Raw genomic sequence first — 23,693 nt, 5'->3', positions numbered from 1 at the left:
GACCACGCACCCGCACGAGCTCCTGGATCACAGACGCAGGAGCGGAAGCCAATGCGCGATCTCACCTGCCCGTGCGCCCGACGCATCGACTCCACCGGCACCCACGGCATCGTCGAACATCTCGCGTCCCACGACCAGCCGCAGCCACGTGCGGGGGTCCGTCTCGACGACATTGGGGGGCGTCCCACGCGTATGCCGGGGGCCTTCGATGCATTGCACCGCCACGAACGGTGGAACCCGCACCTCGACGCTCGAGCCGGGCGCGATCTGTTCGAGAGTCCGGGCGCTGAGCCTCACTGCCGCCGCGAGGTCGGCCCTCGCGGGTTTCTCGTCGCTGTGCCCCGACACCCACGCCTCGACTCGCTGGAGCGCCCCGCGAAGTTCGGCGGGATCGACGGACTTACGCGGTGCCATGGCCGGCCCGATCCGCCGCACGGCGCTGCTCCGGACCGGTCCCGAGCGTCGCGGCCCGTACCGCGATCGCTCCCCCGACATTGATCGCGAGATGAGCCAGTGCCGGTGCAAGCACGCTGCCGCTTCCCTTCCTCAACCACGCGAAGCCCAGTCCGGACAGCCCGGTCACGACGACAGTGGTCACGACACTGTCGCCGACGGCCATCGCCGGGCGCACATGCCACAACCCGAAGGCCACGGCCTGCGGTAGCGGTCCGACAAGGGCCGTGAGTGCACCTCGGAAGAGCAGTTCCTCGGCGAGGACGGTGCCGATCGGAATGTGCAGACCGATCCATTCGTAGAAATCCCCGCGCCTGCCGCGCTCATCGTCGACGAATCGCTCCCGCACCGCCGGAACAGACAGCGCGGCGACATAGCAGGCTCCGATTGCTCCCCCTGCTGCTGCACCCCACTTCAGGCCCGCACGCAGCCGCGACGGATCGAGACCCAACGCATGCCGATCGAGACCCGATGCACGGGTCAGGGCCACCGCGCCGATCCCGGCACCGGCGGCGAGCAGCACGCGACCCCGCGGACCTACAGGGGCTGCGGGAAGAACCGCACCGATCGCCACCGCAGCGACGGCGGCGACCGGGCCGCGCCACGACCGGACCCTCATTTCTCCGGTCCCTGAGTCTTGCGCAGCGCCTCCAACGCGATCCGGACCCGTTCGGTGTCGGTATCGGTCCAGCCCTCGGGTTGCGTCACCGCCACCCACCCATCGAGCACGGTGGTGCCGTAGTTGTGACCGTGCCCGTCCGGAACCCCGGCCGCGTTCGTCAGATCGGCCGAGACCTGCCAGAACGTGACGAACGGGAACCAGCGCATCTGCGGGAGCCGATCCGGCCCGGGCGGCTCGGACAACCAGTCGGGGCGTGTGAACAGCAGGTCCGGGTCCCACCAGACGACAGGGTCCGAGGCGTGCTGGATGTACAGGACGCGCGGCGACAACCACAGGGTTTCCGGAACACCGATCTCCGACCGGCCGTCCGCGAACCGCACGACGAGACCATCGGCATAGACCGGATCGACCTCGGTGCTACCCGGATCTCGGCGCTCGACGAGCTGACTCCACAGCCGGTTCGAATTCGGCGGTCCGACCCACAGCACCCCGTCGACGGTCTCGCGGATGTCGGCGAGACTGTCGAAAGCACCTTCACCCGACTGCGTGCCGAGGCTCTCGCCGTAGACGAACAATTCGGGCCGCTGGTCTTCCGGGAGCTCGAGCCACCGCTGGTGCACGCGGTCGATCAGCATTTCGCCTGCAGCAGCGGCCTTCTCCTTGTCTGCCAGGAACGAGATCCAGCTCGGCAGGTACGAGTACTGCCACGCCACCATCGCGACGTCGCCGTTGTGCACGAGCTCCATCGCCTGCGCCGCCGTGGGATTGACCCAGCCGGTCCCCGTCGTGGGGATGAGCACCAGTACAGAACGGTCGAACGCACCGGTGCGCTCGAGTTCGTCGACGACCAGATCGATGCGTTCCTCGGCCGTTTCGGCCGTGTCGAGCCCGACGTAGACGCGAATCGGTTCCTGCGCCGGGGCACCGTTGATCGCGGTGAGTTCGTCGGTGTCCAGTCCCCGCGACACGAAGTTCCGGCCTTCGAACCCGAGCGTCTCCCACGGGGCGAAGGACTCGGGACTACCGGATTTCGTGGGGCTCAACGGTTGTACCGCACCGGGTCGGGTGCTGTCGTCCTGGATGCTGAATGCCGAGTTCGTGATCGCATATGCACCGCGCAGGAGCACACCGTCGATGAGCATGAAGGTCGCGAGGACGACGACCATGACCGCGAGGGTGCGGGCGAGCCCCGCCGGCATCCGTGTGCGCCGCACCAGTTGCTTTGAAATCCAGCGGCCGAGGTCGCGCAATCCGCGCCACAGCGAGATCAGCAGTGCGGCAACGGCAAGGGCGAGCAGACAGGTGCGCAGGTATCCGGACGTCGTGGTGCCCTCGGCGTCCATGAGAGCAGCCAGCTGACGTTGCTGACCGGCGGCGAGTACGAGAGCGACCAGCGAAGCGAGGATGCCTGCGACCGGGACCGCCACCCTGATCGCCCGTTCGACGGGCAACGGCAACGGCCACCACGCTCGGCCCCTGAGCACGAATCGAGTGGCGACCCAGCCGACGATGCAGCCGAGCCCGTACCCGATCGTGGCGTTGATCCCGCCGATGATGCCTTGGAACAGCCAGTCGCGCGGCAGTAGCGACGGCGACAACGACCAGCAGAAGAACAGAGCGGCGAATGCCACCCCGGTCGTATCGAGGCTGAGCCACCCCCACACCCGAGCGGTGAGGGGGTGGCGTTCACCGAAATCGGTGACTGCGGCGATGATCTGCCCTTGACGGGCTTCTATCGCTGCCAGCCGGTCGACCTGGGCAGCCGCCATTCGGTTACCCGAACAGTGCCGGCAAGGTACCTTCGTAGACCTCGCGGAGTTCACTCATGGGCACCGAGAAGTGCCCCTGAACCTCGACCGAATCGGATCCTTCGTCGACAACCCCGATCCGCACCCACGGCAGGTTGCGCGCCGTGCACATGCCCGTGAACCGGGACTCTTCGGTGCGCGGGACGGCGACGAGCACGCGGCCCGCGGACTCGGAGAACAATGTCACGAACGGATCTGCATCCTCGGGCAGCAGAATCCGGCATCCCGTCTCCCCCGCCAGTGCGGCTTCGACGACCGCCTGCACGAGCCCGCCCTCGGACAAGTCGTGGGCGGCGGAGATCAGTCCGTCGCGCGACCCTGCGAGGAGGATCTCCGACAGCAGACGCTCGCGCTCGAGGTCGACCTTCGGCGGCACACCCCCGAGGTGGTCGTGCTCGACCTGCGCCCAGATGGATCCGTCGAACTCGTCGCGGGTCTCCCCCAGCAGGATCAGCGTCTCGCCGGGCTCGAGGCCGAGGCCGGTGGGGATACGACGGTGCACATCGTCGATCACACCGAGGACCGCTACGACGGGCGTCGGCAGAATCGGCGTGGAACCGGTCTGGTTGTAGAAGCTGACGTTGCCACCGGTGACCGGAATACCGAGCTGCGCGCATCCGTCGGCGAGGCCACGCACGGCCTGCTGGAACTGCCACATCACGCCCGGATCCTCCGGCGACCCGAAGTTCAGGCAGTTGGACACTGCCTTCGGGGTGGCACCGGTGGTGGCCACATTGCGGTAGGCCTCGGCGAGCGCGAGCTGCGCACCGGCGTACGGGTCGAGCTGCGTGTAGCGGCCCGACGCATCGGTGGCCAGCGCGATACCGCGGCCGGTCTCCTCGTCGATGCGGACCACACCGGCATCGGCGTGCTCGGCCAGAACGGTGTTGCCACGCACGTACCGGTCGTACTGCTCGGTGATCCACTTGCGGCTGCACAGCGCAGGCGACGCGAGCATCTTCAGCAACGTGGCCTTCAGCTCTTCGTCGGTCTCCGGACGCTTCAGCGTCGCGGTGGTATCGGCGATGAGTGCGTCCTGCGTGTCGGGACGCTGCACGGGACGCTCGTAGACCGGCCCCTCGTGCGCAACCGTGCGCGGCGGCACGTCGACGACGGTCTCGCCGTGCCACGTGATGACGAGACGCTCCCCGTCGGTGACCTCACCGATGTCGGTGGCGAGCACGTCCCACTTCTTGCACACGGCCATGAATGCGTCGACGTTCTCGGGTGCGACGACCGCGCACATGCGTTCCTGTGACTCCGAGGAGAGCACCTCGGCCGGGGTCATGCCCGTCGCGCGCGTGGGAACACGCTCGAGGTAGATGTGCATGCCGCCGTCACCGGCAGCGGCGAGCTCGGATGTCGCGCAGGAGAGCCCGGCACCGCCGAGATCCTGGATCCCGACGACGAGCTTCTCGCGATACAGGTCGAGGCAGCACTCGATGAGCACCTTCTCCGTGAACGGGTCGCCGACCTGCACGCTGGGCAGCTTCTTCGGACGTCCGCCGCCCTCGCTGTCGTCGAACGTCTCGGACGCGAGGACGGACACACCGCCGATGCCGTCGAGACCGGTGCGGGCACCGAACAGGATGATCCGGTTGCCGGTACCCGACGCGAATGCCAGATGCAGATCCTCGACACGCATCGCTCCCGCGCACAGCGCATTGACCAGCGGGTTGCCCTGATAGGACGCGTCGAACACGGTCTCGCCACCCACGTTGGGCAGGCCGAGGGAGTTGCCGTATCCACCGACGCCGCGCACCACACCGTCGACGACGCGACGCGTGTCGGGGTGGTCGGCCGCGCCGAAGCGCAGCTGGTCCATCACTGCGATCGGGCGAGCACCCATCGCCATGATGTCGCGGACGATGCCGCCGACACCTGTGGCCGCACCCTGGTAGGGCTCGACGTAGGAGGGATGGTTGTGGGATTCGACCTTGAAGGTGACGGCCCAGCCGTCGCCGATGTCGACCACGCCTGCGTTCTCACCGATACCGGCAAGCATCGACGAGCGCATCTCGTCGGTGGTGGTCTCACCGAAGTACTTCAGATGCACCTTCGACGACTTGTACGAGCAGTGCTCGGACCACATCACCGAGTACATCGCCAGCTCGGCATCCGTGGGGCGGCGCCCCAGGATCTCCGTGATGCGGGTGTACTCGTCTTCCTTCAGCCCCAGCTCCCGATAGGGCTGAGCGACATCGGGGGTTTCGGCGGCGTGGGTGACGGTATCCACGTGCGATGACACTGGGCGTCGGGTCCCTTCACTCTGGGATCGAGAAACAGCAGGATCGAAAACAGCAGGCCGGGCGGGCACTGCCGGAAGCCAGTCTATCGGGGGGCAGGCCCCTCCGGCGCTTCCGGTGCCGCAGCGGTGTCGGCGACCACTGCGTTGCGCTCCTGCACGGTCGTCGTCACGCGGTGTTCCGCGGGTGCACGGGCGCTCTGTTCGACGAGCCCGCCGAGGTCCACGGTGACCTCGTTTCCCGCCGCGGTCAGCGTCGGTGCACCGCTGTGTTCACCGTCGTATCGATACCAACCGGAATCGAGGGTGAAGACCGCGATCACCGGCGGACCGGTGAGATCGACGATCCAGTACTGCGGGATCCCGGCCTCCGCATACTCCGAGAACTTCGTGACGCGGTCGGTGCGGGCGGTGCCGTCGACGGTGACCTCGAGTACCAACCGCACCTCGGAGGACGGAGCTCGATCGGGATCCGCATCGACGACGGCTCGGTCGACCACGATCGCGTCGGGAATGCGCACCGTGAGCGGCTCGGACGCCACCAGGACCTCCACCCCACCGAGCACGCACAGGTTGCCGGGAAGCTGGTCGTCGAGCTGCAACACCAGCGCGAGCGCCGCGTGGTCGTGCACCGATCCGGGTTGCGGCGACGCAACGAGAACCCCCTCGCAGAGCTCTACGTGGAAGCGCTCGTACTCGGGGAGTTCCGCCCACTCGTCGAGTCCGAGCAGGTGGTCGGGAAAGGACGGGCCGCTCACCTCGACACCCCCGATCGCACGCCGGACTGGACGCCCCCAGTCTCGCACCGGGCGGCGCGCCGGTCTCAGGAATGAGGCAAGCGCGGTGTGAGAAATGCGGCGAGCGAATCCGCGTACATCGCCACGTCCGCCGCACCCATCAATTCCCGCGCCGAGTGCATCGCCAGTTGCGGTGCACCGACGTCGACAGTGGTCAGGCCCGTTCTGGACGCGGTGATCGGTCCGATCGTCGAACCGCACGGAAGATCTGCCCGGTGGACGTAGCGCTGAAGGGGAACACCCGCCTGCTCACACGCGAGAGCGAATGCACCGGCACCTTCCGCGTCGGTCGCGTACCGCAGATTCTGGTTGACCTTGAGCACCGGTCCGCCGCCGACCGCGATCCGGTGCGCGGGTTCGTGCCGGTCCGGATAGTTCGGATGCGTCGCGTGTGCCATGTCGCCGGACGCCACGATCGACCCCGCCAGGGCACGCAGGAACTCGTCGCGCCCACCGCCGCGCACCAGCACGATGCGCTCGAGGACGGTGTTCAGCAGATCGGAGAACGCCCCGCGGTCGGACATGCTGCCGACCTCCTCGTGATCGAACAGGGCCAGCACAGGCATCGGTCCCGCATGCTCGGCGACGTGCTCGGTCGCGGCGAGCAGCGCCTGCAGGCCGGCGTAGCAGGTGGCCTGGTTGTCCAGTCGCGGCGCGCTGACCAGCTCTCCGGCTGCGCCGACGAGTGAGCTCGGCGCCAGGTCGTGCGTCATCAGTTCCCAGCCGAGGACCGCGGAGGCGTCGATGCCCGTCTGCTCCGCGAGATACTCGATGAACGACCGGGGCTCGCCCCCGATGCCCCACACACCGTTGACGTGGCGCTGCGGATCGAGCTGCACACCCTTCCGGTCTTCCGACAGGTGGATGGCGAGCTGCGGCACGCGCAGAACCGGCTTGTCGACACACACGAGCACGTCCTCGGTCGTGTGACCGGAGCGGACGGTGAACCGTCCGGACACCCCGAGGTCGCGGTCGAGCCACGAATTGAGCCACGCCCCGCCGTACGGCTCGAGTCCTACGAGCTGCCAACCGGCCGACGCGAGATCCGGATGCTGCTTGACCCGCAGATTCGGGCTGTCGGTGTGTCCCCCGACGATGCGGAACGGCCGGGCCGGGCTCGGCTCGTCGCCTTCGGTGCTCCACGCGATCAGCGAGCCGCCCCGGATCACGTAGTACCTACCCGGATCGGCAGGCCAGCCGCTGGTCTCGTCGAGCTCGGTGAACCCGTTGTCGGTCAGAGTTGCCGCAACGGTCGCGCACACATGAAACGGTGAGGGAGACAGGTCGACGAAGTTGCACAGACCCTGGGCATCGGCATGCGTGATCGAAGGCATACCAGCATCCTCGCACTCCCTGCGGCGCCCTCGCCTGCGCCACCCGTCGCCTTCTGCTCAGCGCCCCGACACCGCAGGATGGGCCTGCCCCACGCTCACGGTCACGGCGTCCTGGTAGAACGCCACGAATCCGCGTATCCGAGCGACTTGCTCCCACGGCTCCTCGTAGCTCCAGCACAGCGGCTGCTCGCCGTCCCCATCGAAACGCCAATAGGTGGCCTCGCCCTTGAACGGACACCGCGACCCGGAGTCTTCGGCCGGTGTCAGTTCCACCGCGACGTCCGCGCGTGGGAAGTAGAACACCAGGCCGTGGTCCTGCTCGTCGACCAGCAGGGATGCTGTGGTCTCGGCGAGGAGCACCCCGTCCAGGGTCGCGCGGACCACGTTGCGGCGGGCATGGATATCGACCCGGTAGTCGGGGCGGTCCGCGAAACCCGCGCTGCCCCGGGGACGTGTCTCGTCGTGCACACTCATCGATGTTCTCCTGTGCTGTGATCCTGCGGTCTCACAACCGCGCGCTCGCGGGGATCGCGGAATGGTCGGCCTGCACCGGCCGGATCATCGCTTCCTGGGTGAACGAGGCGAGCAGTTCCCCGCTTTCGGTGTGCACCTGTCCTCGCACGTAGGACATTCCGCCACCCACCTGCGTGCTTTCGTGGGAATAGAGCAACCATCCGTCCCATCGGACCGGGTCGTGGAACGCGACCGACACCGTCATGATTCCGGTCGAAACCGTCCGGTGCGCCTGGCTCGTTCCGATCCCGTCGTGTGCCCGCATGGTCGCGGACACCGACAGGTGCCCTGTGAAGTGCGCAATGAGCGCCTTGGCCAGGTCGGTGCGCGTCGGGATCGGGTCGTAGTGCAGCCAGGCATACAGTTCCGGCGGCCCGACCTCCTCGGGGCTGCGGACGTCGACCACGTCGACCACCCTGAGCTCCCGTCCGGTCATGGGCATCTCGTTCCGATGAGCTCGGGCAGGCGGGGCCACATCCGGCAATGGTGCATGATGGCGGATCACGTCCGGGGTCGGACGATCCGCGAGTATCGACACCATCGCGTGACGTCGACCGTTCTGGCAGACGGCGACGTTGGCGCTGACCATGGTGCGTCCCGCATGGACGACATCGATCTCGAAATCGACCGGCTCGTCCGCATCCACTGCGCGCGAGAAGATCGCCCGCGCAGATCGGATCTCCTTGTCGGGAAATCGTTTCGCTACCGCAACGATCGATTGGGCGAGCAGTTGGGTGCCGTCGACCACGCGGCGCCCGCCGCCGTCGCTCTCGCCGGTGAAGCTGTCCTCCCCTGTCGGCGTCACGTCGAAGATGCGCAGCATGCGCTCCACCGAAGACTCTTCGGGCGCAGCCTCTTCGCCTGCAGTGGCAGGATTCGCAGCGGCGGTATCGGACGGTGTTGCACCGGGAAATTCCATATGCCGGTCCTTCGTCAGCGGGATCGGGGACAATGCGCTACAGCGTACGTCCGCGCGGTGCAACTGTGGATACCCAAAGTTTGGGTATTCCTACTCACGACAAGATCGGTCGAATCCGGCACACTTGTGGTCGGCGCCATCGGAGGGGATGGGGGTGGCACCGGCTCGGGACTCGATCGGGGGGTTGAATTCCGGGCGAATTACGGGCGAGGGACCTCGAAGCCGATCGGGACGGCGACGGGGTCCCTCGTTCTGTTTCCGAACACAAAACCCCGCTGCGCCGATGGGCAGCGGGGTCTTGTCGTGCTGGAAGTCAGGCGTTCACAACCGCATCGAGAACGCTGTAGAACATACCGAGTCCATCATCGCTGGGACCGGTGAGCGCCTCGGTGGCGTGCTCCGGATGCGGCATGAGACCGACGACGCGGCCGTTCGCCGACGCGATACCTGCGATACCGCGCTGCGAACCGTTCGGGTTGTCGCCCGCGTAGCGGAACACGACTCGCCCCTCGCCCTCGAGCTCGTCGAGCACCTGCTCGGAAGCCTGATAGCGACCCTCACCCGACTTGAGCGGCACGAGGATCTCGGCGCCCGACTCGTAACGCGATGTCCACGCGGTGCCGGTGGCCTCGACCTTCAGCCACTGGTCGCGGCAGATGAAATGCAGACCGGCGTTGCGGGTCAGCGCGCCCGGCAGCAGACCGGCCTCGCACAGCACCTGGAAGCCGTTGCAGATACCGAGGACGGGCATGCCGCCCTGCGCAGCCTCGACCACCTTGCCCATCACCGGGGCGAAGCGGGCGATCGCGCCGCAGCGCAGGTAGTCGCCGTAGGAGAATCCGCCGGGCACGATGACCGCGTCGACGTTCTTCAGGTCGGCGTCGCCGTGCCACAGGCTCACGGCCTCACCACCGGCGAGCTTCACCGCGCGGGATGCATCGACGTCGTCGAGCGTTCCCGGGAACGTGATGACTCCGATGCGGGCGCTCATGCCTCACCGTCGATTCGACGGACCGTCCAGTCCTCGATCACGGTGTTCGCGAGGAGACCTTCGGCGATCTTTTCGAGCTCGGCGTCGTCGACGCTGCCGTCGATCTCCAGCTCGAACCGCTTTCCCTGACGGACGTCGGTCACGCCCGCGAAGCCCAGCCGCGACAGCGCCCCGACAATGGCCTGGCCCTGGGGGTCGAGAATCTCGGTCTTGGGCATGACTTCGACGACGACACGCGCCACGTGCTGCTCCTCGGTAGTAGTGCTGACATCCGGAGACGGACACCGGACACGCTGCAGTTTACCGGCCCACATGCAGCGGTCGAGCCCGGCATACTCGGATCCATGCGACTGACGCACTTCGGACACTCTTGCATCCTGCTCGAACACAACGGCACCACGATCCTGTTCGACCCGGGCAATTTCTCGCACGGATTCGAGGGGATCACCGGGCTCGACGCCATTCTCGTCACCCACCAGCATCCCGACCACGCCGATCCGGCGCGCCTTCCCGCGCTACTCGAGGCCAACCCCGGCGCGGCGCTGTTCTCCGACCCGCAGTCGGCGTCGATGCTCGACGGTGAGTGGGCGGCGGTGCGTCCCGGCGACACGTTCACCGTCGGCGCCCTCACCGTCCGCGGCACCGGCGGACGCCACGCAGTGATCCACCCCGAACTGCCGGTGATCGACAACACCGCCTACCTCGTCGGAGACGACGAGAATCCTGCCCGCCTGCTCCACCCGGGCGATTCTCTCTACATTCCACACGAGAAGGTCGATGTCCTCGCGCTGCCTTCGGCCGCTCCCTGGCTCAAGATCTGGGAATCGGTCGACTACCTGCGCGCGGTGAACCCGCGCGTGGCGGTGCCGATCCACCAGGGCATCATCACCGACCAGGCCAATGGGATCTTCTACGGCCGGTACTCCGAGATGGCGCCTGCGGGCACCGAGTTCCGGGTGCTGAAGCACGAGGACCACGAAGAGGTCTGACGAAGCACCCGGCCGGGGCGGTCACCGGGCGGCGCGACCCGCCGCCCGGCCTGAGAAGATGCAACCACCGAGGAATGTGCCCTCGAGCGCACGGTAACCGTGGACGCCGCCGCCACCGAAGCCCGCGACCTCACCTGCAGCGAACAGACCATCGAACACCGAGCCATCGGCTTTGAGCACCCGCGACGACAGGTCGGTTTCCAGTCCACCGAGCGTCTTGCGGGTGAGCAAGTGCAGTTTGACGGCGATGAGCGGCCCGGCCTTCGGATCGAGGATCCGGTGCGGTGAGGCAATCCGCGCGATGCGGTCGGGCTTGTAGGCGCGCGCTGCCCTCAGGGCCGCGACCTGCAGGTCCTTCGTGTACTTGTTGGCGATCTCGCGGTCGCGGGCCTCGACCACCGACCGCACCGTCGCGTAGTCCAGCGGCGCGTCGGGGGTGAGTTCGTTCATGCCTGCGACGAGATCGGCGAGGTTGTCGCGCACCACGAAGTCGACGCCGCGTTCCTTGAACGCCTCGACCGGACCGGGGGCGCCGGACTTCACGCGCTGCAACAGCAGTCGGATGTCACGACCGGTCAAATCGGGGTTCTGCTCCGAGCCGGAGAGCCCGAACTCCTTCTCGATGATCTTCTGGTCCAGAACGAACCAGGTGTGATCGTGGCCGGTACCCACGATGTGTTCGAGTGTGCCGAGTGTGTCGAAGCCGGGGAACAACGGCACCGGGAGTCTCTTTCCGGTGGCGTCGAGCCACAGCGACGACGGTCCGGGCAGGATGCGGATGCCGTGGTTCGGCCACACGGGATCGTAGTTGGTGATGCCCTCGGTGTAGTGCCACATGCGGTCGCGGTTGACGACGTTGCCGCCTGCGTTCTCCGTGATCTCCAGCATTCTGCCGTCGACATGCGCGGGTACCCCGGTGAGCATGTGCTTCGGCGGCGCGCCCAATCGTTTCGGCCAGTTCTTCTTCACGAGGTCGTAGTTGCCGCCGATGCCGCCGGAGGTGACGATGACGGCGCCGGCGGAGAATTCGAAGTCGCCGACGGCGGTCCGCGACGACTTCACGCCGCGCGCGGCAGTGGTCGGTTCGAGGATCGTGCCGCGCACACCGGTGACCGCGCCGCCCGTCACCACCAGCTCATCCACCTGATGCCGGTGCTTCAGCGTCACCAGCCCGCGGTCGACACCGTCGCGCACCTTGCGCGCGAAGACCTCGACGAGCGCCGGTCCGGTTCCCCACGTGATGTGGAAGCGCGGAACTGAATTGCCGTGGCCGCCAGCGTCGTAACCGCCGCGCTCGGCCCAGTTGACCATCGGGAAGATCTTCAGACCCCGAGCCCGGAGCCACGCGTACTTCTCGCCCGCCGCGAACTCGACGTAGGCCTGCGCCCAGCGGCGCGGCCACCGGTCCTCGTCGTCGCGGTCGAAACCTGCGGTACCCATCCAGTCCTGGAGGGCAAGTTCGTACGAGTCCTTGATCCCCAGGCGACGCTGATCAGGGCTGTCGACGAAGAACAGTCCGCCGAAAGACCAGAACGCCTGTCCTCCTAAGTTGTTCGAATTCTCTTGATCGACGAGCAGCACCGTGCGGCCCGCGTCGATCAACTCCCCCGCTGCAACCAATCCTGCGAGACCCGCGCCCACCACGATCACGTCTGCGTCCATGGACGGAAAGCCTACCGACCGGTAGCACCCGATGGGATGCGAGTCCGGCGATCGTCCCGAACGACGTCAGGCCACACTGCGATCGAATACGGTGCGCTGCCAACGGTAGACGCTGGGCTCGGCACCGTGATGCAGCGCGAGGTCGACCGCGTCGAGCATCGCCTGCCGGGGCCCGGGCTTTGCCAGGTGCGCCCCCGAGATCGCGACACGCAGCAGTTCACCACGACGGGCAACGCGCCCTGCCCCGATCACCATGGCGCGACACCACCACGGTTCGGTCTTCGCGCCGTCCCCGATCCCGTAGACGCGGGATTTGGCGACGGTGTCACGTTCGAGATCGCGGATGCCTGCGATGTCGGCCATGAGACGGAACCCGGCGTGCGGGAGCGCGGCGACCGCCCCGGGCGACGCGAGCCAGCGCGGGGGCGCGAACAGGCGGGTACGCAGTCCGACCTCTTCGAGGACACGATCGGCCGCGAGCAGACGCAGACGGGCTTCGTGCTCGGGCAGCGCGGCGAACTCGGCGCGACGACGCTTGGTCGCAGCCTGGTCGTACCCGTGTAGAACCACCGCGTCGCCCCCTTCACGGCGTTCGAGCAGCCACTCCTGGGTCTCCGGATCGTTGATCAGGCGGTAGTGATCTTTGAGCCTCGGCGCGACGAACAACGACAGCGGCACACCGCGGGCGTCCATCTCCCGCGCGAAACCGTCGATGACGTCGCGTGTGGCGTCCCTGATCCCCGAGACCGACACGATCAGTTGTCCGCTCATGTCTTTCACGATGCATTATGCGGATGAACGGAAAACGTCGGGGGGCCGAAACCTACGCGAAGGTCCGTTTCACGCCGCATACCCCGCAGGCGGGTTCGACAGCGTACCGGTCGCACTGCTTCGGCGGTGAGTGACCGACATCTCGTTCATCGAGACCGGTTCCCGACGGCCCTTCTGCCAGGGAATAGCTTTCTTCCGTGACGAACCGGCTTCAGACCTACCCGAACCTGCTATCCCCCGGCGCCATCGGTCCCATTGCTCTGGACAACCGGGTGGTGCTGCCCGCGATGGACATGAACCTCTGCGAGGACGGCGAGATCGAGCAGGGCGACATCGATCATTTCGTCGCTCGTGCAGCCGGGGGAACCGGGCTGATCATCACCGGATGCTGCGCAGTTGCGTACCCCGCCGGATGTGCCAGCACGAAGGAGCCCGGCCTGTCCGAGGACCGGTTCATCCCCGGGCTCAAAGCGCTCGCCGACGCCGTTCACGACGCCGGAAGCAAGCTGTGCGTGCAGATGACGCACCACGGCAAGGTTGCGCGTATCGACACGGTCCAGGATCGGCCACAGCTCGTTCCGAGCACGCCGAAGCCACCGAGCGACATGAGCGCGTTCATCGACAACACGCCCGAGGAACTGAAGAAGATGGCCGCCATCCAAGGCGGCAAGCAGACCACGTATCACGAGGCCACCGTCGATGACATCGAGTGGCTGATCCGCATGTTCGCCGAAGCGGCAGGACGTGTGAAGGCTGCTGGTGGCGACGCGGTCGAGATCCATGTCGCCCACAACTACGTTCTCGGCGGGTTCCTGAGCCGGTACTCGAATCAACGCACCGACGAATACGGCGGGTCGCTGGAGAATCGGGCCCGGCTGACGGTCGAGGTGATCCGCGCGGTCAAGGCCGAGGTCGGCGACGACCTCGCGGTGATCGTGCGTCTGGCCGGCCAGGAATACGGCGAAACCGACGGTCTCACCGTCGAGGAGTCCACGGCCGCCGCTGTCATGTTCGAGCAGGCGGGCGCGGACGCCATCCACGTCACGGGCACCGCGCTCAACGCCTTCGCGAACTTCACCGACGGCCCGCTGCCCGACAAGGTCGGCTTCTACACCGACAACGCTGCCGCCATCAAACGTGCGGTGTCGATCCCGGTCATCACCGTCGGACGCATGTTGCCCGAGGTCGGCGAGAAGATGATCGCCGAAGGCCACACCGATTTCGTTGCGATGGGCCGCCAGTTGCTCGCCGACCCGCAGCTCGTGAACAAGCTCGAGACGGGCCGGACCGAGCAGATCCGCCCGTGCATCAACTGCTACGTGTGTGTTCAGGAGAACTTCTGGGATGCGACGCCGATCTGCGCGGTCAACCCCACGCTCGGCAACGAGACGCTGATGCCGTTCGTCCGGAGCGCCACGTCCAAGCATGTCGTGGTCATCGGCGCCGGGCCGGGCGGTCTGGAGGCAGCGCGGGTCGCCACCGAACGCGGACACCGGGTGACGGTCCTCGACAAGGCGGACCGGCTGGGCGGCACGATGTGGTTCTCCAGCCTGACCACCCCCGACAACGGACGCATGCTGAAGTGGCAAGCGCAGGAAGTCACCCGGCTCGGCATCGACGTGCGCCTGAACACAGAGGCGACCGCCGCGTCCGTGCGTGCACTGAACCCGGATGTGGTGATCGTCGCGACTGGTGCAGTGCGAGAACGTCCGACCGTTCCCGGCGGCAACCTGCCACACGTGCACACCGGCGACAGCATGCGGGCCCTCATGACGGGCACGGGCGACGTCTCCGATCAGGCACTGTTCCTGCGCATCATGGGCAAGCTCGGCAAACTGGCACGCATCACCACCAGCGCCGAACGGATCCGCAGCCTCAGCACCCGGTTCCTGAAGTTCCTGCCGATGGCCAAGGACGTCGTCGTGATCGGTGGCTCGCTCGTCGGACTCGAGCTGGCCGAGTTCATGGCCGAGCGCGGTAGCCGCGTGACGCTGCTCGCCGAAGGGCAGCAGCTCGGTGTTCCGATGGCGATGCCGCGCCGGTGGACCGCCGCAAAGCATGCTCGTGAGATCGGCGTGCAGGTGCACCGCAACGCCACTGTCGAGCGGATCACGCCGAAGACGGTGGAGTTCACCGTCGACGGCGAGACGAAGTCTGCTCGCGCCAGCATGGTCATCGTCGCGTCCGGTGTGTCGGCCGCGGCACCGCTGGCCGACCAACTGGCCGATTCGGGCCTGGATGTGCGCGTGGTCGGGGACGCAGGCAGCGTCGACTACATCGAAGGTGCCATCCACTCGGCATGGAAGGTCGCAACCGAACTCTGACGAGCATCGACAGCGGCGGCCGGCACCCGTGGGTGCCGNCCGCCCCCGGGGGGGGCCGCCCGCCGCTGTCGGTAGGGATGTCGGCTGTCAGGCGTCTGCGACGTCCGGTTCGAACGCAGCACCCGCGAACGTGTCGCGGTGCACCGCATCGGTGAGTTCCCGTCCGCTGCGCCAGCCGAACCGCTCGAGATCGGGGACCTCCTGCAACGCGGTGACCGGTCCGACGCACAGCCACGCGATGGGCCGGACGGGACCGGAGACACCGACGAAATCTGCGAGGAACGGCTCCTCGTAGAACGACACCCAGCCCACACCGAGCCCCTCCGCTGTCGCCGCGAGCCAGAGATTCTGGATCGCGAGCACCGCGGAGAACAGACCCGATTCGTCGATGGTGTGGCGGCCGAGGATGTGCTTGCCGCCGCGCTCCGGGTCATAGGTGACGACGATGCCGGTTCCGGACTCGACGATCCCCTCGACCTTGATCGGGTCGAAGGTGCCCTTGCGGTCTTCGGGCAACGAGTCGGCGAAAGCCTGACGGCGCCCGGCCACATGCTCGGCGAACTGCGCGAGACGTTGCCGGTCCTGCACGACCACGAAGTCCCATGGTTGGGTGTTGCCGACGCTCGGCGCGTGGTGGGCAGCACCGAGGACGCGCCACAGCACGTCCTCGGAGATCACGTCACCGTTGAACTCGGCGCGCACGTCACGGCGCATGCGGATGATGTCGTACAGCGCGTCGCGCGCCTCGGTCGAAAACATGTTTCTCGTGCTCTGTTCTGTTCTGGTCTGTCGCGGCAGGCCGGTCTTCAGGCGGGCAGGATCTCTTCGAGAGCGTCGATCACTTCGGGTGCATCGGGTTCGGTGCGGGGACGGAAGCGGTTCACGACCGTACCGTCGGGCGCGATCAGGAACTTCTCGAAGTTCCACTGGATGTCACCGGCTTCGCCGCTCGCGTCGGCCTGCTTCGTCAACTCGGCGTACAGCGGGTGCCGGTTCTCGCCGTTGACCTCGATCTTCTCGAGCAGCGGGAACGTGACGCCGTAGGTGGTCGAGCAGAACTCCTGGATCTCCTCGGCGGTGCCGGGTTCCTGACCCATGAATTGGTTGCACGGAACACCGATGACGAACAGCCCGCGGTCGGCATAGTCCTTCGCGAGCTGTTCGAGCACGGTGTACTGCGGCGTGAGGCCGCACTTGGATGCGACGTTGACGACGAGGAGGGCATGGCCGTCCCACGCACCGAGGCTGGTGGGTTCACCGGAGAGGGTGTTGATGGTGATGTTCTGCAGAGGCGTGGTCATACGACCAAGCTATCGTGCCCGGCCTGCCTTCTTCCCTCGGAGAGAAGATGACCGGCCGGGCACCAGGTTCAGGAAAGCTCAGACAGACACTTTCTGGAGCCGGGACGGTTCTTCGGGCGGCCGGGGCATGCCGTCGTCGTCTCCGAGCATGTTCTCGTCGAACGGCAGCCGACCCGAGAGCACCTCGTCCACTCGATCGCGGTCGACCGAGCGTGTCCACGTGCCGATCAGCAGCGTCGCGACAGCGTTGCCGGAGAAATTGGTGACCGCGCGCGCTTCCGACATGAAGCGGTCGACACCCACGATCAGACCGACACCGTCGAGCAGGTCGGGGCGGTGGCTCTGTAGGCCACCGGCCAGCGTCGCAAGACCGGCGCCGGTGACCCCGGCCGCGCCCTTCGAGGCGATCACCATGAACACCAGCAGCGACACCTGCTCCGACAGCGTGAGCGGACTTCCCATTGCATCAGCGACGAACAGCGCGGCCATCGTCAGGTAGATGGCGGTTCCGTCGAGGTTGAACGAATACCCAGTGGGCACGACGACACCGACGGTGGTGCGCTCGACGCCGAGATGCTCCATCTTGGCGATCAGACGCGGCAGCGCGGACTCCGACGACGACGTCGCGAAGATCAAGAGGTATTCACGGGCCAGATAGCGGACGAGTCTGAACACCGAGACTCCCGCCACTGCCTTGAGCAGCGAGCCGAGCACACCGAACACGAACACCAGGCACGTGAGGTAGAACGCGAGCATCAACGCACCCAACTGCACGACTGCGTTCAGCCCCGTCTGCCCGACCACATTGGCGATTGCGCCGAATGCTCCGATCGGTGCGAGCCACAGGATCATCGTCAGAATCTTGAACACGAGCTTCTGGATATGCGCGACGCCGCGCAGAATCGGTTCACCCGATTTCCCGATGCCCTGGATCGCAAAGCCGACGAGCAGCGCGACGAACAGTGTCTGAAGCACACTGCCCGCGGTGAGCGACGACAGCAGCGACGTGGGAATGATCGACGAGATGAACTCGGCAGTGCCGCCCGCAGCGTGCGCCTGCTCGGCGAGTGCGGCACCCGAATCTGCGGTCTCCGGGTCGAGCGTCAGGCCTGAGCCCGGGTCGAGAAGATTCCCGACGCCGAGTCCGATCGCCAGGGCGACCGTGGACATTCCGACGAAGTAGGCCAGGGCGAGACCACCGATCCGCCCGACGCTGGCGGCGGCACGCACCGAGCCGATGCCGAGCACGATGGTGCAGAAGATCACCGGGCTGATCATCATCTTGATCAGATCGACGAACATCGTGCCGAGCACACCGAGCGATTTACCGGCCTCGGGTGCCTGCCATCCGACGATCACACCCGCGACAACCGCAACGATGACGCCGATGTACAACCAGTGGGTGCGGTCGCGGTGTTTCGCCCCGCGCGTGGTGATACTCATGTGTGCCTTTCACGTTGTGGTGCAGTGTCGGCGACGAACCTGCTCGGATCGAGGTTCCACCGGCGTCGAATCGGGTGACCGAAGTCACGCGCACTGTGAACATGGTGGAGTGAAGGGCAGTGCGCGCAGAAGATTGCGTGCATTGTGTTCACGGGGAACGTGCGCGTGAACTCTTGGAGAAGACGCGCGGCGGGAGGTCGAGATGAGGTCGGGACCGGGTCGCGGCCGCCCTCTGAGCGTCGCGCGCCAATTGCTGATCCTGCAGCTGGTGGTGTTCACGGTGATGGCCGTGGTCGCCGGAGTCCTGTTCGTACTCGACGAACGCCGCGAGGCCGATGACGCCACCGGACGCGAAGTGACCGAGATCGCCGACACCTTCGCGCAGTTCCCCGAAGTCGCTGTCGGAATCACGACGAATGACGCGGGCGGCGACCTGCAGGTGCGGGCCGAAGAGGTTCGCACGTCGACCGGGGTCGATTTCGTGGTGGTCATGGGAATGAACGAGATCCGGTTGACTCATCCCACCCCCGAGGAGATCGGGCGGCCGTACACGGGCCACACGGATCAGGCACGCGCGGGTGCGACGTTCACCGAGACATACACCGGCTCGCTCGGCCCGTCGATCCGCGCCGTCGCGCCCGTCTACGACGAGGCGGACGACCTCGTCGGCTTCGTGTCCGTCGGGGTGACGCGTACCCACATCTGGGAAGAGTTCGTCGCAGGGCTACCCACGATCCTCGGAGTGGTTGCGGCGGGAGTTGCGGTGTCGGCTGTCGGCGCGTATCTCATCGCCCGCCGGTTCCGCCGGCAGACGTTGGGCCTCGATGCGCGGCAGCTCCGCACCCTCTACGAGCATCACGACGCTGTACTGCATTCGATCAGTGAAGGGTTGCTCGTATTCGATTTCGAGTCGTCGCGACCGCGGATCGATGTGGTCAACGACGAGGCACGGCGGCTTCTCGATCTGCCGCGCACCGGTCCGGTGCCGTTCGATGCTCTGCCCGCGACGGTCCGCGACCTGCTCAGCCGCCACGACGTTCGGGACGAGGTCCACGTCACGGAGGGCCGCGTTCTGTTGATCAACAGTGATGCGGTGCGGTGGGACGGGCGAACGCTCGGCACGGTCGTGACGCTGCGTGACCACACGGAGCTGCGAAGTGTGCTCGGTGAACTCGACGCGGTGAAGGGTTTCGCCGATTCACTGCGCGCGCAAGCCCACGAATCCGCCAACCGGTTGCACACGATCATCACCATGGTCGAACTCGGCAGAACCACCGACGCGGTTGCCTTCGCGACCGAGGAGCTCGCGATGTCGCAGGCGCTCATCGACCGTCTCACCTCGGCCGTGCGCGAACCCGCGCTCGTCGCGCTGTTGCTCGGGAAGAGTGCGGACGCTTCCGACCGGGGTGTGGAGCTGACGATCACCGAGGACACCGCACTCGACTCCACCTCGATCATGAGCACTCGCGACCTGGTGACGCTCGTGGGCAATCTCGTCGACAATGCGATCGACGCTGCGCGCATCTCGGACGAACCGTGGGTCGAGGTGGGGATACGGCAGGATGGAACCACCATGATCGTCGAAGTCGCAGACAGTGGACCGGGCATGTCCGCGCAGACCCTGGCACGAGCAACTGCACGCGGCTACTCTACGAAGTCCGATCACCACGGGCTCGGTCTGGCGTTGGTCAACGGGCTGGTCAGAAAGTACCGGGGAAGTCTGCGCACCGAGCCGTCCCTCGGCTCGATGGTCGTTGTGGAGATCCCGCTCGGCCGGACCGGCACCGACGACGCTGCGTTCGCCGCCGAGCCTGGAGACGACGAATGATCCGTGTGCTGATCGTCGAGGACGAGCCGTTGATCGCGAAAGCCCATCGCGAATATCTCGCTCGCATACCGGGTTTCACCGTCGTTGCGGTCGCGCACACCGGACAGGATGCACTGCGCGCCGTGACCACGGCAGCTCACGGGGGGGAGCCGATCGACCTCGTGCTCCTCGACATCGGGCTACCCGACACCAGCGGACTCGACATCGCAGCCGCGCTGAGTGTGTTCCATCCGAGTCCCGACATCATCGCTGTGACCTCGGCGCGCGAACTCGAGGTGGTGCGCACCGCCGTCGCCCGCGGAATCGTGCTGTATCTACTCAAGCCGTTCACCTTCGCGGCCCTGCGCGACAAACTCGAACGTTACGTGTCCTACCGTGAGGCGCTCGACGACTCAGGAAAGGCCGCCGGGCAGCACGAGATCGATCGCGCCATGTCGGCGTTGCGCACGTCCGACTCGCGCGCATCGAGTCCGAAAGGCATCGCGCCCGCGACCCTCGACCTCATCGTCGGGTACCTCCGGGACGCGGATGCCCCGTGCACTGCCGCTCAGGTCGGCGCCGGGATCGGCGTGTCACGGGTGACGGCGTGGCGTTATCTCGAGCGTCTCGCCGACGACGGGGCACTCGTGCGACTCACCGAATACGGAAAGGCCGGGCGACCGCAGGTGCGCTACGCGCGCACTCCCTGACACCGCCCTCACCGTCACAGCGCCCACCGCCCGGGAACACCTGCTGGCCATCGCCGATGCTCTGACTCCGAAATGACAGAATACGAATTCATGAGCACAGATAACCGCCCCTCCGTCCTCCAACTACAGGACGTCAGCGTCGTGCGTCAGGGCCGGTCACTGATCGCACACATCGATCTCGATGTCCGTGCAGGCGAGCAATGGACGCTGATGGGGCCGAACGGCGCCGGGAAGTCGACGCTGCTCGCATTGTGCGGAGCCCACCAGCACCCGACGACCGGCACCGTGCACGTCCTCGGACACCGTCTCGGGCGCGTGGACATGCGCTCACTGCGAACACACATCGGTCACGTCGACCCACGCACACGTATCGACCCTCGTGTCACGGTGCGTGACGCAGTGTTGACCGGGCTCTACGCATCCACCTCACTGCCGCCGCGAGCCACCCCGTCGGACGAGGAGAAGCGCAAGGCCGGCGAGTTGATCGGCATGCTCGGGCTCGGTGCGATCACCGACAGTCCGTGGTCGGTGCTCTCGCAAGGAGAACGAGGCCGCGCACTGATTGCGCGCGGCCTCGTCACCGACCCGGATCTGCTACTGCTCGACGAGCCGACCACCGGACTCGACCTCGCAGCCCGCGAGGTCCTCCTGGGTGTCCTCGCCGAGCTACGTCAACTCCGCCCCGAACTGGCTTCCGTGCTGGTCACCCACCACCTCGAAGAACTGCCCGCCTCGACGACACACGCTCTCGTCCTCTCCGGTGGCACGGTGGTCGCTCGGGGTGAGGTCGACGAGGCGTTGACCTCCGAAACGATTTCCGAGGCCTTCCGGCATCCGATCGCCGTCGAGCGCCGCGCCGGGCGGTGGTCGGCCACCGGAGCGGTGCAGGCCTACAGCTGACGCGTACCGCTGAACTCGACGACCGTCGACCCCCAGCCCAGCGCCCCGAATCGGGGGGTTCCGCATCCCGACTCCGCTACCAGCGCAGACAGTTCCGCCTCGGTGCGCTGGCCTGAGCCGTGCAGGCACAGTTTCAGAAGATCCGCTTCTGTCTCGTGGTCGTCGGTGGTCTGCGGATCGAGTACGTCGGTGACCAGCACGACCCGTCGCGCAGACGCACCGAGTGCACCGAGCAGCAGGCGCGCGTCGGCGTCGGGGTGACTGTCGACCATCTCCACTGCGACGGCGAGGTCGACGGGCGTCGCGAGCGCGGTGAACTCGCTGCCGTCGATGCGCTGGATCTTCTCGCGGCGCGACTCGGCCACGTCGCGCAGGTTCCGGGTGTTCTGGGCGGGCAGTCCCACGAGCGAAATCTCGAGGCCGGGATGAAGGCGGGCGAGAGTATCGGCGTAGACGCCTGCACCTTCCCCGTAGATCGCGACCGTGTGCACACCGTCGAGATCGACCGCGTCGGGTAGTGCCGGCGCGCGGTACACGGACCCGAACGCGACCTCCTCGTGGAAGTCATCCACGAACCCGGGCTCCCGAAGCTTGTCGGCGAAGCCGTGTCCGGCTGCGGGCGCCCCGGTCCGGACAGCGTCGAGCAGTCCCAGAAAGGCCATGTCGAGCCGGGTGTGGATCTTGTCGAAGTGCAGCGCCTGGCTGGCGAACGTGTCCTGATCGGCCAGGATCGATCCCATCTCGGTGAGTGCGAACCGGCCGTCCTCGACGGACAACAGATCCATCAGTACGAGATGGCGCAGCAGTTTCGCCGTCGCCGTGGGGTGCGTACCGCACTCTGCGGCGATCGTGGCCGCGGTGTCGGCACCGCCGTCGATCGCGGGAAAGAGCCCGACGGTCACTGCTGTCCGGATGGCGAGCGCCGGCAGCAACTCGGACATCTCGTGCAACTGCGCGTCCGGGTCGGCCTCGGCAACCGCCGTGACTGCCTGCGAATCCGCCGCAGCATGCGCAACCTCCCGGTGACGCCAGTACCCGGTGATCTCGACGAACTCCTTCGCGATCTCCTTGTCCCGCTTCGCCCATCGTCGCAGCGGCTTGATCGTCAGTGTCTCGCCTGCAACCCACAGATACGGTTGACCGGGACGCCACTGTGCCGCCTGCACCGTCTCGACCAGCCTCGACTCACCCCCGTTGTCGGAACGGAACAGCCAGGTGACGTCGAGGGGTGCCTCGCATTTCAGCTCTTGTCGATGCGACGGTTCGGCGACCTCGATCACCACCGTCGCGGGCAGATCCGGTGGGAGTTGCTCGAGGCAGTGCGCGATCGCGGGCAGTGCGGTCTCGTCGCCCGCGATGAGCATCCAGTCGGCGGCAGTGGGTAGGCCGGCAGAATGCTTCGGCCCCGCCATGAGGACTTTCTCCCCTGGCTGCACACGATTCGCCCAGTCCGACGCCAGCCCGCCCTCGTGCATCGCGAAGTCGATGGCCATCTCACGGCTGTCCGCGTCGAAGGAGCGCACCGTGTAGGTCCGGGCGTACTGGAACGATCCCGACGGCCACTCGACAGCACCGCTGTCGGAGTTCCGAGGCACCTCGAACGGCAGTTCCCCGGTCTTCGGGTCGACCGGCAACAGCTTGACGTCGTCGTCGAAACCACTGGTCCGCACCGGCGGCAACTCGACACCGTCACGAACATGGGAGTCCATCGACGGTCCTCCGACCGTCACCCGGCGCATACCCGGTGTGACATCTTCGACTCGAAGCACGTCCATCTCTCGGATACAGATGGGAAATACCTCGAGCTCGCGGACGGTCCCAGCCATCGATAGCCCTTTCGTTCGAAGAAGATCAGTACTCGCCGAGCACAACAGCAACCCAGTGTGCCACGGTCGGATCGGCAGCAAGCGTCGGGAAATCGAGGTCCTCCACCCCCGCGGAGCGCCAGCGTTCCACAAGTCCCATGATCCGGATCGAATCCAACCCTTCGTCGAGGAGATTCACCTCGTCGCTGATCGATTCGAGCGGCTGATCCAGAGCACTGGCGATGTCTCCGATGACGATCTCGCGCGTGAGCACTGTGTTGTCCTTCCCTGATTCGTCT

General features: G+C 66.7%; 22 protein-coding genes. 5 read left to right on the top strand and 17 right to left on the bottom strand.

Translation table 11 applies throughout. The features are described 5' to 3' along the window. Positions 1-27: 27 nt before the first annotated feature. From MWU77_RS00905 to purS, 10 genes are all read right to left on the bottom strand, one after another. On the bottom strand, positions 28-414 hold the full coding sequence (locus tag MWU77_RS00905; RefSeq protein ID WP_169688287.1) for a sterol carrier family protein: 387 nt from the start codon (positions 412-414) through the stop codon (positions 28-30). Next, positions 401-1,072, bottom strand: a complete 672-nt coding sequence (locus tag MWU77_RS00900) for a CPBP family intramembrane glutamic endopeptidase (RefSeq protein WP_169688286.1) — start codon at positions 1,070-1,072, stop codon at positions 401-403. The genes MWU77_RS00905 and MWU77_RS00900 overlap by 14 nt, the downstream gene beginning before the upstream one ends. Next, a complete protein-coding gene (locus tag MWU77_RS00895; protein WP_169688285.1) occupies positions 1,069-2,844 on the bottom strand; it encodes an alpha/beta-hydrolase family protein in 1,776 nt (591 codons plus the stop codon). Before MWU77_RS00895 ends, MWU77_RS00900 begins: the two co-directional genes overlap by 4 nt. 4 nt (positions 2,845-2,848) lie before the next feature. Continuing rightward, positions 2,849-5,131, bottom strand: a complete 2,283-nt coding sequence (gene purL, locus MWU77_RS00890) for a phosphoribosylformylglycinamidine synthase subunit PurL (protein ID WP_169688284.1) — start codon at positions 5,129-5,131, stop codon at positions 2,849-2,851. Between the two features lie 83 nt (positions 5,132-5,214). After that, the gene (locus MWU77_RS00885; RefSeq protein WP_169688283.1) at positions 5,215-5,886 is read right to left on the bottom strand and encodes a Uma2 family endonuclease; all 672 of its coding nucleotides are present in this window, start codon (positions 5,884-5,886) and stop codon (positions 5,215-5,217) included. A gap of 65 nt (positions 5,887-5,951) precedes the next feature. After that, positions 5,952-7,259, bottom strand: coding sequence for a M18 family aminopeptidase (locus tag MWU77_RS00880; RefSeq protein WP_169688282.1), 1,308 nt, complete (start codon positions 7,257-7,259; stop codon positions 5,952-5,954). A gap of 57 nt (positions 7,260-7,316) precedes the next feature. After that, positions 7,317-7,733 (bottom strand): DUF427 domain-containing protein, encoded by a 417-nt coding sequence (locus MWU77_RS00875; protein WP_169688281.1) that lies wholly within the window; start codon positions 7,731-7,733, stop codon positions 7,317-7,319. A 31-nt stretch (positions 7,734-7,764) separates the two neighbouring features. Next, positions 7,765-8,595, bottom strand: a complete 831-nt coding sequence (locus MWU77_RS00870; protein ID WP_240959190.1) for an acyl-CoA thioesterase II — start codon at positions 8,593-8,595, stop codon at positions 7,765-7,767. Between the two features lie 409 nt (positions 8,596-9,004). Next, positions 9,005-9,682, bottom strand: coding sequence for a phosphoribosylformylglycinamidine synthase subunit PurQ (gene purQ, locus MWU77_RS00865; RefSeq protein WP_169688279.1), 678 nt, complete (start codon positions 9,680-9,682; stop codon positions 9,005-9,007). After that, the gene (gene purS, locus MWU77_RS00860; protein ID WP_054714511.1) at positions 9,679-9,924 is read right to left on the bottom strand and encodes a phosphoribosylformylglycinamidine synthase subunit PurS; all 246 of its coding nucleotides are present in this window, start codon (positions 9,922-9,924) and stop codon (positions 9,679-9,681) included. The genes purQ and purS overlap by 4 nt, the downstream gene beginning before the upstream one ends. A gap of 102 nt (positions 9,925-10,026) precedes the next feature. Here purS and MWU77_RS00855 point away from each other — a divergent pair, with 102 nt between their 5' ends. Then, complete coding sequence (locus tag MWU77_RS00855; protein WP_169688278.1) at positions 10,027-10,671, top strand: MBL fold metallo-hydrolase; 645 nt, start codon at positions 10,027-10,029, stop codon at positions 10,669-10,671. A gap of 21 nt (positions 10,672-10,692) precedes the next feature. Here MWU77_RS00855 and MWU77_RS00850 read toward each other — a convergent pair whose 3' ends face one another. Both MWU77_RS00850 and MWU77_RS00845 read right to left on the bottom strand, forming a co-directional pair. Continuing rightward, positions 10,693-12,333 (bottom strand): FAD-binding dehydrogenase, encoded by a 1,641-nt coding sequence (locus MWU77_RS00850; protein WP_169688277.1) that lies wholly within the window; start codon positions 12,331-12,333, stop codon positions 10,693-10,695. 66 nt (positions 12,334-12,399) lie between these two features. Beyond that, positions 12,400-13,104 carry a DUF2334 domain-containing protein gene (locus tag MWU77_RS00845; RefSeq protein WP_169688276.1) on the bottom strand — a complete coding sequence of 235 codons (705 nt, stop codon included), beginning with the start codon at positions 13,102-13,104 and terminating at the stop codon, positions 12,400-12,402. 197 nt (positions 13,105-13,301) lie between these two features. Here MWU77_RS00845 and MWU77_RS00840 point away from each other — a divergent pair, with 197 nt between their 5' ends. Then, positions 13,302-15,428 (top strand): NAD(P)/FAD-dependent oxidoreductase, encoded by a 2,127-nt coding sequence (locus tag MWU77_RS00840; protein ID WP_247272731.1) that lies wholly within the window; start codon positions 13,302-13,304, stop codon positions 15,426-15,428. 87 nt (positions 15,429-15,515) lie between these two features. Here the strand turns inward: MWU77_RS00840 and bluB are convergent, their stop codons facing one another. From bluB to MWU77_RS00825, 3 genes are all read right to left on the bottom strand, one after another. Further along, positions 15,516-16,187: a 5,6-dimethylbenzimidazole synthase gene (gene bluB, locus MWU77_RS00835; protein WP_169688274.1), complete on the bottom strand. Its 672-nt coding sequence runs from the start codon at positions 16,185-16,187 to the stop codon at positions 15,516-15,518. Between the two features lie 47 nt (positions 16,188-16,234). Continuing rightward, the gene (locus MWU77_RS00830; RefSeq protein WP_169688273.1) at positions 16,235-16,729 is read right to left on the bottom strand and encodes a glutathione peroxidase; all 495 of its coding nucleotides are present in this window, start codon (positions 16,727-16,729) and stop codon (positions 16,235-16,237) included. A gap of 78 nt (positions 16,730-16,807) precedes the next feature. Beyond that, on the bottom strand, positions 16,808-18,172 hold the full coding sequence (locus tag MWU77_RS00825) for a cation:dicarboxylate symporter family transporter (protein ID WP_169688272.1): 1,365 nt from the start codon (positions 18,170-18,172) through the stop codon (positions 16,808-16,810). A gap of 202 nt (positions 18,173-18,374) precedes the next feature. On the opposite strand from MWU77_RS00825, the gene MWU77_RS00820 reads away from it, so the two are divergent. The 3 genes from MWU77_RS00820 to MWU77_RS00810 all read left to right on the top strand — a co-directional run bounded on the left by MWU77_RS00820 (position 18,375) and on the right by MWU77_RS00810 (position 21,589). Then, positions 18,375-20,000, top strand: coding sequence for a sensor histidine kinase (locus MWU77_RS00820; protein ID WP_247272730.1), 1,626 nt, complete (start codon positions 18,375-18,377; stop codon positions 19,998-20,000). Then, entirely contained in the window at positions 19,997-20,689 is a 693-nt protein-coding gene (locus tag MWU77_RS00815) for a response regulator (protein WP_169688270.1), read from the top strand. Before MWU77_RS00820 ends, MWU77_RS00815 begins: the two co-directional genes overlap by 4 nt. Before the next feature lie 90 nt (positions 20,690-20,779). Beyond that, positions 20,780-21,589 (top strand): ABC transporter ATP-binding protein, encoded by an 810-nt coding sequence (locus MWU77_RS00810; RefSeq protein WP_247272729.1) that lies wholly within the window; start codon positions 20,780-20,782, stop codon positions 21,587-21,589. Here MWU77_RS00810 and MWU77_RS00805 read toward each other — a convergent pair. Further along, positions 21,580-23,364: a siderophore-interacting protein gene (locus MWU77_RS00805; protein ID WP_281499128.1), complete on the bottom strand. Its 1,785-nt coding sequence runs from the start codon at positions 23,362-23,364 to the stop codon at positions 21,580-21,582. The two genes, MWU77_RS00810 and MWU77_RS00805, sit on opposite strands and share 10 nt — an antisense overlap. 76 nt (positions 23,365-23,440) lie before the next feature. Beyond that, positions 23,441-23,668, bottom strand: coding sequence for a phosphopantetheine-binding protein (locus MWU77_RS00800; RefSeq protein WP_247272727.1), 228 nt, complete (start codon positions 23,666-23,668; stop codon positions 23,441-23,443). Between the last annotated feature and the right edge of the window lie 25 nt (positions 23,669-23,693).

It is taken from the genome of Rhodococcus sp. F64268, from assembly GCF_023015605.1.
Taxonomy (GTDB): Bacteria; Actinomycetota; Actinomycetes; order Mycobacteriales; family Mycobacteriaceae; genus Rhodococcus.
This window is presented reverse-complemented; position numbering and strand designations above follow the sequence as displayed.